This window comes from Streptomyces sp. HNM0574 (assembly GCF_012726235.1).
Lineage (GTDB): Bacteria > Actinomycetota > Actinomycetes > Streptomycetales > Streptomycetaceae > Streptomyces.
Map to the genome: position 1 here is coordinate 339,512 of NZ_JAASAH010000005.1, position 10,538 is coordinate 350,049.

Genomic DNA, 10,538 nt, shown 5'->3' on the forward strand with positions numbered 1-10,538 from the left:
GCGCCGTGGCCGGTGTGTGTTCCGTCTCCCGGCCGGAGGCCCGGCTGCGGGCCGCGCGCGGCCGGGGCGGCCCGGAACCAGGCGGCTCGGCGGGGTCGGCGCGGGGCGTCCGGGAGGGCGGGGGCCCGCAGTGCGCGGAGCGGGGCGTTCTAGGCTGTCTGCTGTGGTCCAACCTGAGGTGAGCGTTCCCGGAACGAAGGTCGCCCTGTCCACGGCCTCCGTCTATCCGGAGTCCACGGCGACGGCCTTCGAGATCGCCGCGCGCCTCGGCTACGACGGCGTCGAGGTCATGGTGTGGACCGACCCGGTCAGCCAGGACATCGAGGCGCTGCGCCGGCTCTCCGACTTCCACGGCGTCCCCGTGCTCGCCGTGCACGCGCCCTGCCTGCTGATCACCCAGCGCGTCTGGTCCACCGACCCGTGGGTGAAGCTCCAGAAGGCCCGCTCCGCCGCCGAGCGGCTCGGGGCCTCCACCGTCGTCGTGCACCCGCCGTTCCGCTGGCAGCGCGCGTACGCCCGCGAGTTCGTGCGCGGGGTGTGGCGGATGGCCGACGAGACGGACGTCCGGTTCGCCGTGGAGAACATGTTCCCCTGGCGCTACCGGGACCGGGAGATGCTCGCGTACGCGCCCGACTGGGACCCGACGCGGGACGACTACCGGCACTTCACGCTCGACCTCTCGCACACCGCGACCTCCCGCACCGACACCCTCGCGATGCTGGACCGGATGGGCGAGCGGCTCGGGCACATCCACATCGCCGACGGCAACGGCTCCAACAAGGACGAGCACCTCGTCCCCGGGCGCGGCACGCAGCCCTGCGCCGAGGTGCTGAGCCACCTGGGCGGCATGGGCTTCGACGGGCACGTCGTCGTCGAGGTCAACACCCGTCGCGCCATGTCGGCGGCCGAGCGCGAGGAGGACCTCGCCGAGGCGCTCGCCTACACCCGCCTCCACCTGGCGGGCGGGGCCGCCGGCGGCGAAGCGGCGCGGCGCCTCGCCGTCCCGGGCGGCACCGAGGCCCCGGGCAACCCCGGGTCCGACGACGCGGGCCCCGACGCACCCGGCGCGCGGACGAAGGGACGGCGCCGGTGAGCGCGCGTCCCGCCGGGGCCGCGCGCGGGCGCGGGCGTCCGGCCTCCGCGGCGCGCGGCGCGGACGAACCGGCCACCCGGGACCGCATCCTCGTCGCCGCGCGCACCGAGTTCGCCGAGCGCGGCTACGACAAGGCGTCCGTACGGGCCATCGCCCGCCGGGCCGAGGTCGACTCCGCGCTGGTGCACCACTACTTCGGCACCAAGGAGGGCGTCTTCGGCGCCGCCGTCGAGGGCGCCTTCGCCCCGGCGCTGGCCGCCCCCGACCTGGTCAGCGGCATCCTCGCGGAGGGCGGCGGCCGGGGCGCGGGGGAGCGGCTGGTCCGCTTCATGTTCGCGATCTGGGACAACGAGCCGACCCGGGAGCCGATCCTCGCGATCGTGCGCTCCGCCGTCAGCAACGAGACCGCGGCCCGGATCTTCCGCGAGCTGCTCACCCGGCAGGTCGTCGGCCGGATCACCGCCGAGGTCGACCTGCCCGACATCGAGCTGCGGGCCGAGCTGGCCGTGGCGCAGCTCGTCGGGGTGGCGCTGATGCGGTACGTCATCAAGCTGGAGCCGGTCGCCTCCGAGGACCCGGAGGAGCTGATCGCCCGCCTCGCCCCGGTCGTGGAGCGCCACCTCACCGGAGCCTGAGCAGCGCCCCGGGGGCGAGATGTGTGTCTCACCATGTGAGCAATCCGTCCCGGATCATGAGCGCGGGGCGTAGCCTCGAAGGCCATTACAGCGTGACACCGTGGTCGCGTCCCGACCGGGCCAGGACCGCACAGCGGCCAGGCGGCGGAGGGCGGACGGGCCACGGGCACAAGGCGATTGAGGAGTGGAGCAGCCATGCCTGAGCTGAGGTCCCGCACTGTCACCCACGGCCGCAACATGGCGGGCGCCCGTGCGCTCATGCAGGCCTCGGGCGTAGCGCGCGAGGACTTCGGCAAGCCGATCATCGCGGTGGCGAACAGCTTCACCGAGTTCGTGCCCGGGCACACCCACCTCCAGCCCGTCGGCCGGATCGTCAGCGAGGCGATCAAGGAGGCCGGGGGCATCCCGCGCGAGTTCAACACCATCGCCGTCGACGACGGCATCGCGATGGGCCACGGCGGCATGCTCTACTCGCTGCCCTCCCGCGATCTGATCGCCGACTCCGTCGAGTACATGACGGAGGCGCACTGCGCCGACGCGCTGATCTGCATCTCCAACTGCGACAAGATCACGCCCGGGATGCTGATGGCCGCGATGCGGCTGAACATCCCCACCGTCTTCGTCTCCGGCGGCCCGATGGAGTCCGGCACCGCGACGCTGGTCAACGGCACCGTCCGGAAACTCGACCTGATCACCGCGATCGCCGACTCCGCGAACGACAGCGTCTCGGACGAGGACCTCCGCCGCATCGAGGACAACGCCTGCCCCACCTGCGGCTCCTGCTCCGGCATGTTCACCGCCAACTCGATGAACTGCCTGACCGAGGCCATGGGCCTCTCCCTGCCGGGCAACGGCTCCGTCCTGGCCACCCACACCGCCCGCAAGGCGCTGTACGAGGACGCCGGACGCACCGTCGTCGAGCTGGCCGGCCGCTACTACGACCAGGACGACGAGACCGTCCTGCCGCGCGCCATCGGCGGCCGGGCCGCCTTCGAGAACGCCATGGCCCTGGACATCGCCATGGGCGGCTCGACCAACACGATCCTGCACCTGCTCGCCGCCGCGCAGGAGGCCGGCCTCGACTTCACGATGGCCGACATCAACGAGCTCTCCCGCGCCCTGCCCTGCCTGAGCAAGGTCGCCCCGAACGGCTCGTACTACATGGAGGACGTGCACCGCGCGGGCGGCATCCCCGCCATCCTCGGCGAGCTGTACCGCGCCGGACTGCTCAACGAGGACGTCCAGGCCGTGCACTCCCCGTCCCTGGCCGACTGGCTCAAGAACTGGGACGTCCGCGGCGGTTCGCCCTCCGAGGAGGCCGTCGAGCTGTTCCACGCCGCGCCCGGCTGCGTCCGCTCCGCGACGGCCTTCTCCCAGTCCGAGCGCTGGGACACCCTCGACACCGACGCCGAGAACGGCTGCATCCGCGACGTCGCGCACGCCTACTCCACCGAGGGCGGCCTGGCGGTGCTGTACGGCAACCTCGCCGAGAACGGCTGCGTGGTGAAGACCGCGGGTGTCGACGAGTCGATCCTGACCTTCACCGGGCCCGCCGTCGTCTGCGAGTCCCAGGAGGAGGCCGTCGACGCGATCCTGAAGAAGCAGGTCAAGGAGGGCGACGTGGTCGTCATCCGGTACGAGGGCCCCAAGGGCGGCCCCGGCATGCAGGAGATGCTCTACCCGACGTCCTTCCTCAAGGGCCGCGGCCTGGGCAAGGCGTGCGCGCTGGTCACCGACGGCCGCTTCTCCGGCGGCACCTCGGGCCTCTCCATCGGCCACGCCTCCCCGGAGGCGGCCGCGGGCGGCACCATCGCGCTGGTCGAGACGGGCGACGAGATCGTCATCGACATCCCCCACCGCAGCATCGAACTCAACGTCGCCGACGAGGTGCTGGCGGCCCGCCGCGAGGCGCTCGGCGGCCGGTACGCGCCCAAGGCGCGCGAGCGGAAGGTCTCCACGGCCCTCCGCGCCTACGCCGCCATGGCCACCAGCGCCGACCGCGGCGCCGTCCGCGACCTCGGTCAGCTGGAGAACTGAGCCCGCACACCCCGCCCGCCCCGCTGCCGGAGCCCTCGGCGCGGGGCGGGCGTGTGCTGCGACAATCGGCAGCGTGAGCACTCAGGACGAGCAGAGCAGGAAGCAGGCCCCGGAGCCCGAGCCCATCCGGTTCTACGGGACGACGTGGGTGGACCACAGCGGCGGCTACCCGCTGCGCCGCCTCGGCCTCGGCCTGGGCGCCCTCGCCGCCGCCGTCGCGGGCGCGTTCGTGCTGCGGCTGGCGTACGACGGGCTGGCCATCGCGGACGTCGGCAGCTGGGTCACCGTCCTGGTCGTCGTCGCCTTCGCGGTGTGCAGCTCGCTGGCCTTCTCCCGCACCCTGGGCGGCTACCTGCGCCGGGACGACGACGGCGCGGCGGCCGCCGACTCGTCGCTGCGCAGCGTGAAGGCGATCGGCTTCATCGGCGTGCTCGCCGCGTACGCGCTGCGCACCGTCGTCGAGGCACCCGGCGAGAAGCTGCTCCGCGCCGAGTACGAGGCGGAGCTGGAGCGGTACGAGAAGCGGCGCACCTCCCGCACCGGCAACCCGGCCGCCAAGCGGAAGCGCGGCGGCCGCACCCGGCGCTGAACCACACGAAAGCCGCCCCGGCTCCGGGCTGAGAACCCGGAGCCGGGGCGGCCGTGTGTCCGGCGGACCGGGCCAACCCCCGGCCCGCGGACGGCTAGTGGCGCGCGGCCCCCGTGGTGGCCTCTTCCGAGGCCACCGCTATGGAGTCCGCGGCCCCGTCCGCGTCGCCTTCACCGGAACCCGCGCCCTGACCGGTCGCGGCCCCGGCGCGTGCGGCGGCCCGGTTGTGCTGCTCCTCCCAGGTGGACAGCGCCATGCCGCAGGCGTGGTCCATGTGCCGCAGCCCGCCGAGGTTCAGCTCGACGCCCCGGTCGGCCGGCAGCGACTCCAGGTTGTCCAGCAGCTTCGGCAGCCGCAGGAACGTCGCGTTGCCCGAGACGCGGACCTTCAGCGGCCGGCCGGCGCCCGGGTCGTCGACGTCCACGTGCACGTGCGAGGTCTCCCAGGCGGTCTTGATCACGGCGAGGCCGAGACCGATGAGCACGCCCTGGAACATGTCGATCAGCACGATCGACACCGCGGTCACCGCGAGCACCACGGCCTCGGCCCGGTGCTCACGCCACAGCGGACCGATGTCCTTGACGGGGATCAGCTTCCAGCCCGCGTGCACCAGCACACCGGCCAGCGCGGCCAGCGGGATGACGCTGAGCGCGGCCGGCAGCGCGGCGGCGAAGATCAGCAGCCAGACGCCGTGCAGCACCCGGGACGCCTTCGTCTTCGCACCGGCCGAGACGTTCGCCGAGCTGCGGACGATGACGGCCGTCATCGGCAGCGCACCGAGCAGACCGCAGACGGTGTTGCCCGCGCCCTGCGCCATCAGCTCCTTGTCGTACTCCGTCTTCGGCCCGTCGTGCAGCCGGTCCACGGCCGCCGCGCTGAACAGCGACTCGGCCGAGGCGATCAGCGTGAACGCGAGCACCGTGCCCAGCGCGCCGACGCTGACCAGCGCGCCGATGTTCTCCATCCCGGGCAGCTGCACGGCCTCCAGCAGACCCTGCACCTCGACCCGGGCGATGGGCAGCCCCGGGACGGCGGTGACCACGGTGGCCAGCGCGACGGCGGCCAGCGGAGCGGGGACGATCTTCTGCGCGGCCTTCCACTTCGGCCAGAACACCAGCACCAGGATGGTGCCGACACCGACGGCCAGCGCCATCAGCGCCTCCGTCGAGCCGATGACGTCGACGACCAGCCCGGGGATACCGGCGATCTTCGAGATGCCGTCGTTCGGCGCCTTCTGGTCGGCCAGCGAGTAGACCTGGCCGGCGATCAGCACCAGGCCGATGCCCGCGAGCATGCCCTGCACCACGGACACCGAGATGGCCCGGAACCAGCGGCCGAACTTCAGTGCGCCCAGGAGCAGTTGGAGCAGCCCGGAGGCCAGCACGATGGCGCCGAGCGTGGCCAGCCCGTACGTCTGCACCGCCTCGTACACGAGCACGGTCAGACCCGCGGCCGGACCGCTGACCTGTAGCGAGCTACCGGGCAGCAGGCCGGTGACGAGACCGCCCACGATGCCCGTGATCAGACCGACCTCGGCCGGTACACCGGAGGCGACGGCGACGCCGACACACAGCGGCAGCGCCACGAGGAAGACCACGAGGGATGCGGTGAAGTCGGCCCGGAAGGAGCCCCGGCTCTTCATGGGGAAGCTGTCGGACAGTTTCTTCTTCGCGAGATCCATGAGTGTTTCTCAGTTCTGTCTTCAGGAGGCGGGGGCGCGCCTCAGAGCGGTAGGAAGGCGTCGACGTCCGGCCGGTGCTCCAGCACCAGGCCCGTGTCGATGGCGTAGAACCAGCCGTGCAGCCGCAGATCGCCGGCCTCCAGGCGGCGCTGCACGCACGGGTAGCCGCGCAGCCGCTCCACCTGCGCCCGCACGTGGCGCTGGACGGCGGCGCTGACCTGGGGTTCGTCCTTCTCGTGGTGGTCGGCGGCGAGTTCGGCCGGCTCGGCCAGCTGGCTGCGCAGCCAGCCGTCGACCGCGGGCACGGCCGCCAGGTCCTCGTCGCGCACCCGCGCGCCGACGGCGCCGCAGTGCGAGTGGCCACAGACGACGATGTCCGGGACCTGGAGCACGCTGACCGCGTACTCGATCGTCGCCGCCTCACCGCTGCAGTCGGGACGGTCGGAAGCGCCGTACGGGGGAACGGCGTTGCCCGCCGTCCGGAGCTCGAACAGCTGGCCGGGCTGGGACCCGGTGATCAGCGAGGGGATCACCCGCGAGTCGGAGCAGGTGATGAAGAGGACCTCGGGCGCCTGGCCCTGGGCGAGCTTGCCGAAGCGCTCGCGTTCCTCGTCGAGGGTGGTGATGCGGGAGTGGAAGTCACGGGCGTGGTGGATGAAGGAATCCATGTGGGGGTCGCCTCCATGCCGCCTCCGCGGTCCGGCACGCCGGTGCCTGCGCAGGGGCGGTCAGATCGCTGTGCGTACGGATGTAGGGGTCAGGTGCGCGAGGGGACACGGAGGGGAGCGGGCGCCGTTGCCGCGCGTCCGCCGTGACACACACCGTCGGGAAGAGCCGCGCCATCGCCGCACGGCCCCTGCGGGGCGGTACGCGGGTACGACGCGGTGCCGTCGCCCCGGTCGGGGCGGCGGTCGGAGAACGGGACGCGGCGCGTCCGCGCCCGGCTCGTGAGCGCGCGGCTCAGAGCGGAGCGGGTGCCGTACCGGTCCCGGTGGGCTGCGTGATCAGCAGCGGAACACCTGGTGCATCACGGGCAGTTCGACCGATCTCGGCGAAGCGGGCACGGCGTCGCGCCCCAGGAGGGACATGACGGGCATGCCCTTGCGCTCCGCACGGAGAGAGCAGTCGATGACCCGTACCAGGTGCAGTTGCGGCGCCACGCCGTTGCCGGCCTGCCGTGCGCCGCGCCGGGTGCGGCAGTCCTCCATGAGCGAGACCGAGGTCTTCTTCTCGGGGTGCCCGCTCACGGACCGCTCGGCGGTGATCTCCGCCCGTTCCTCCGGGGGGAGCATCCGAGCGGTGGACGAGCCGGTCAGGGCCACCAGGGACAGGAGAAGGACGATGCCGGTGACGAGTGCGCGGGTGATTCCCCTGCGGTGTCGCACGGTGTCCTCCTTCCTGGCGCGGGCCGTGTCCGGCGTGCCCTGACCGGGGCCTTACGGGGCGTACCGGATCGGGCGGAAGCTGCCTCGGTCCACGAAGAGGAACACGTGTCCGGTGCGGACCGCCATGGAGTTTTCCACGGCCGTTGGACAGCGAACTCCATTGTGTCCAGGGGGTTGTGGCGATTCGCAAGTCGCGCTGTGAACTCTCGATGAACTACAGGGCAGATCTGACCGGAATCAGGAGCGTGCTTTCCGCCAGCTTGGTGCACGCGCCCCCGCGCGCGGTCGTGACACACGTGCGCGCGCTTGACGGGGCACGCCCGCGGGCCCACAATTCATCACATGATGAATAACTGGCGAGGGGGCCGCGCCGACCGCCCCGGAGCCCGGCGGGAGCCCACGGACGCGGAGACCCCCGCCGTCCACGCCTCCGGGATCACCGTCGAACGCGGCGGCACCACCGTCCTCGACGGCCTCACCTTCGACGTCGCCCCCGGCACCGTCACCGGCCTGCTCGGCCCCTCCGGCTGCGGCAAATCCACCCTGATGCGCGCCGTCGCCGGCACCCAGGCGAGAGTCACCGGCACCCTCGACGTCCTCGGCCGCCCCGCCGGCACGGCCCCGCTCCGCTCCCGCGTCGGCTACGTGACCCAATCGCCCTCCGTGTACAGCGACCTGACCGCCCGTCAGAACCTGGACTACTACGCGTCCGTCCTCGGCATCCCCCGCGCCGACCGCGCCCGGCAGGTCGCCGCAGCCCTCGCCGACGTCGACCTCACCCCGCACGCCGACGCGCTCACCGCCCGCCTCTCCGGCGGCCAGCTCTCCCGCGTCTCCCTCGCCGTCGCCCTGCTCGGCAGCCCCGAACTCCTCGTCCTGGACGAGCCGACCGTCGGCCTCGACCCCGTCCTCCGCCGCGACCTGTGGAACCTCTTCCACCGCCTCGCCGCCGAACGGGGGACCACCCTGCTCATCTCCTCGCACGTGATGGACGAGGCCGACCGCTGCCAACAGCTGCTCCTGATGCGCGCCGGCCGCATCCTCGCCACCGACTCCCCCGCCGCACTCCGCGCCCGCACCGGCACCGCCACCGTCGAGGACGCCTTCCTCCACCTCGTCGAGGCCGACCGCGCCTGACCACCCGGCACGCGAGCCCCCAGCAGAAGGACCACCGCCATGAACCCCGCCCGGACCCTCGCCACCACCCGCAGAGTCCTGCGCCAGCTCAGCCACGACCGGCGGACGATCGCCCTCCTGCTGCTCGTCCCCGTCCTGCTGCTGGTGCTGCTCTTCTACGTCTTCGACGCCGACCGCCGCGCCTTCGACGGCATCGGCGCCTCGCTACTCGGCATCTTCCCGATGGTGACGATGTTCCTGGTCACCTCGATCGCCACGCTCCGCGAACGCACCTCGGGCACCCTGGAGCGGCTGCTCTCCATGCCGCTCGGCAAGGCCGACCTGATCATGGGCTACGCACTCGCCTTCGGCCTGCTCGCCACCGTCCAGGCCGCCCTGGCCACGGCCACCGCCTTCTGGCTGCTCGACCTCACCATCGCGGGCTCCCCCTGGCTCCTGCTGCTCGTCGCCCTGCTCGACGCGCTGCTCGGCACCGCGCTCGGCCTGTTCGTCAGCGCCTTCGCCGCCTCGGAGTTCCAGGTCGTCCAGTTCATGCCCGCGGTGATCTTCCCGCAGATCCTGCTCTGCGGACTCTTCGCACCCCGCGACACCATGCAGCCCGTCCTGGAGTACGCCTCCCACGTCCTCCCCATGTCCTACGCCGTCGACGGCATGAACCAGATCCTGCTGCACGCGGACCCCACCGCCGACCTCGTACGCGACCTCGCCGTCGTCGCCGGCTCCGCACTCCTCGTCCTCTGCCTCGGCTCCGCCACCCTCCGCCGCCGCACGGCCTGAGCCCCGGCCCATCCACTCCTCGGACACGCCCTCCCGCCCCCACACCACCGGTGCGAGGATGAACGCGCAGCACGCACGTGTACGCACTGGACGAGGTGAGCCGCCCCATGACCCAGAAAGTCGCCGTCCTCGGCACCGGAAAGATCGGCGAGGCCCTGCTCTCCGGCATGCTCCGCGGCGGCTGGTCCCCGCAGAACCTGCTGGTCACGGCCCGTCGCGAGGAACGCGCCGCGCAGCTCCGCGACCGGTACGGCGTCGAGACCGTCAGCAACACCGAGGCCGCCAAGGCCGCCGACACCCTCATCCTCACGGTCAAGCCGCAGGACATGGGCACCCTCCTCGACGAGCTCGCCCCGCACACCCCCGCCGACCGCCTGATCATCAGCGGCGCGGCCGGCATCCCCACGTCCTTCTTCGAGGACCGCTTCCAGCCCGGCACCGCGGTCGTCCGCGTCATGACCAACACCCCCGCCCTCGTCGACGAGGCCATGTCGGCCATCTCCGCGGGCACCCACGCCACCGAGGCCCACCTCGCGCTCACCGAGGAGATCTTCAACGGCGTCGGCAAGACCCTCCGCATCCCCGAGTCCCAGCAGGACGCGGCCACCGCGCTCTCCGGCTCGGGCCCGGCGTACTTCTACTTCCTCGTCGAGGCCATGGCCGAGGCCGGCATCCTGCTCGGGCTGCCCCGCGACAAGGCCCACGACCTCATCGTCCAGGCCGCCGTCGGCGCCGCCACGATGCTCCGGGACAGCGGCGAGAAGCCGGTGACCCTGCGCGAGAACGTGACCTCCCCGGCGGGCACCACCATCAACGCGATGCGCGAGCTGGAGAACCACAGCGTCCGCGCGGCCTTCATCGACGCGATCGAGGCCGCCCGCGACCGCAGCCGTGAACTGGCTTCCGGCAAGGGCTGATTGAGACCGCGCCGCACCCGGACGGGGGGCGCCGGGCAGGTTTGAAGCCTGCCGACGGCGTGGTGTACCTTTGAACGGTTGCCAGCGAGCCCTCCGGTTCCCCGGCAACGATCCTCGCCGTCCGACGGCAACCGATTACTTCAGCACGATCCCCCTTTTCCGGGGTGGATTGTCGTGTGCTCGCGTCCCTGGGACACGTGTGTACGCAATTCGATTCCGCCGGCTCGATTTTGAGCCTCCGGGAAGATCCACTAAAGTAAAGGCCAACGCCGGAAGGCGCCCCGCCG

10 protein-coding genes are annotated in these 10,538 nt (G+C 72.4%); 7 read left to right on the forward strand and 3 right to left on the reverse strand.

Annotated elements, in window-relative coordinates:
* Positions 1–163 precede the first annotated feature (163 nt).
* The 4 genes from HCC30_RS12655 (at position 164) to HCC30_RS12670 (ending at position 4,354) form a co-directional block, all read left to right on the forward strand.
* Positions 164–1,093, forward strand: coding sequence for a sugar phosphate isomerase/epimerase (locus tag HCC30_RS12655; RefSeq protein WP_169442546.1), 930 nt, complete (start codon positions 164–166; stop codon positions 1,091–1,093).
* Positions 1,090–1,728 (forward strand): TetR family transcriptional regulator, encoded by a 639-nt coding sequence (locus tag HCC30_RS12660; protein ID WP_169442547.1) that lies wholly within the window; start codon positions 1,090–1,092, stop codon positions 1,726–1,728. Before HCC30_RS12655 ends, HCC30_RS12660 begins: the two co-directional genes overlap by 4 nt.
* 195 nt (positions 1,729–1,923) lie before the next feature.
* Positions 1,924–3,765: a dihydroxy-acid dehydratase gene (gene ilvD, locus HCC30_RS12665; protein WP_169442548.1), complete on the forward strand. Its 1,842-nt coding sequence runs from the start codon at positions 1,924–1,926 to the stop codon at positions 3,763–3,765.
* Positions 3,766–3,838: 73 nt separating this feature from the next.
* Complete coding sequence (locus HCC30_RS12670) at positions 3,839–4,354, forward strand: hypothetical protein (RefSeq protein WP_169442549.1); 516 nt, start codon at positions 3,839–3,841, stop codon at positions 4,352–4,354.
* 94 nt (positions 4,355–4,448) lie between these two features.
* On the opposite strand, the gene HCC30_RS12675 is transcribed toward HCC30_RS12670, so the two are convergent.
* The 3 genes from HCC30_RS12675 to HCC30_RS12685 form a co-directional block, all read right to left on the reverse strand.
* A complete protein-coding gene (locus HCC30_RS12675; protein ID WP_169442595.1) occupies positions 4,449–5,996 on the reverse strand; it encodes a SulP family inorganic anion transporter in 1,548 nt (515 codons plus the stop codon).
* An 80-nt stretch (positions 5,997–6,076) separates the two neighbouring features.
* Entirely contained in the window at positions 6,077–6,703 is a 627-nt protein-coding gene (locus HCC30_RS12680; RefSeq protein WP_169442550.1) for a carbonic anhydrase, read from the reverse strand.
* Positions 6,704–7,039: 336 nt separating this feature from the next.
* Positions 7,040–7,420 carry a hypothetical protein gene (locus HCC30_RS12685; protein ID WP_169442551.1) on the reverse strand — a complete coding sequence of 127 codons (381 nt, stop codon included), beginning with the start codon at positions 7,418–7,420 and terminating at the stop codon, positions 7,040–7,042.
* A gap of 345 nt (positions 7,421–7,765) precedes the next feature.
* Here HCC30_RS12685 and HCC30_RS12690 point away from each other — a divergent pair, with 345 nt between their 5' ends.
* From HCC30_RS12690 to proC, 3 genes are all read left to right on the forward strand, one after another.
* Positions 7,766–8,557 (forward strand): ABC transporter ATP-binding protein, encoded by a 792-nt coding sequence (locus HCC30_RS12690; RefSeq protein ID WP_169442596.1) that lies wholly within the window; start codon positions 7,766–7,768, stop codon positions 8,555–8,557.
* A 39-nt stretch (positions 8,558–8,596) separates the two neighbouring features.
* On the forward strand, positions 8,597–9,334 hold the full coding sequence (locus HCC30_RS12695; RefSeq protein WP_169442552.1) for an ABC transporter permease: 738 nt from the start codon (positions 8,597–8,599) through the stop codon (positions 9,332–9,334).
* Positions 9,335–9,441: 107 nt separating this feature from the next.
* Positions 9,442–10,251 carry a pyrroline-5-carboxylate reductase gene (gene proC / locus HCC30_RS12700; protein ID WP_169442553.1) on the forward strand — a complete coding sequence of 270 codons (810 nt, stop codon included), beginning with the start codon at positions 9,442–9,444 and terminating at the stop codon, positions 10,249–10,251.
* The last annotated feature ends 287 nt before the right edge of the window (positions 10,252–10,538 follow it).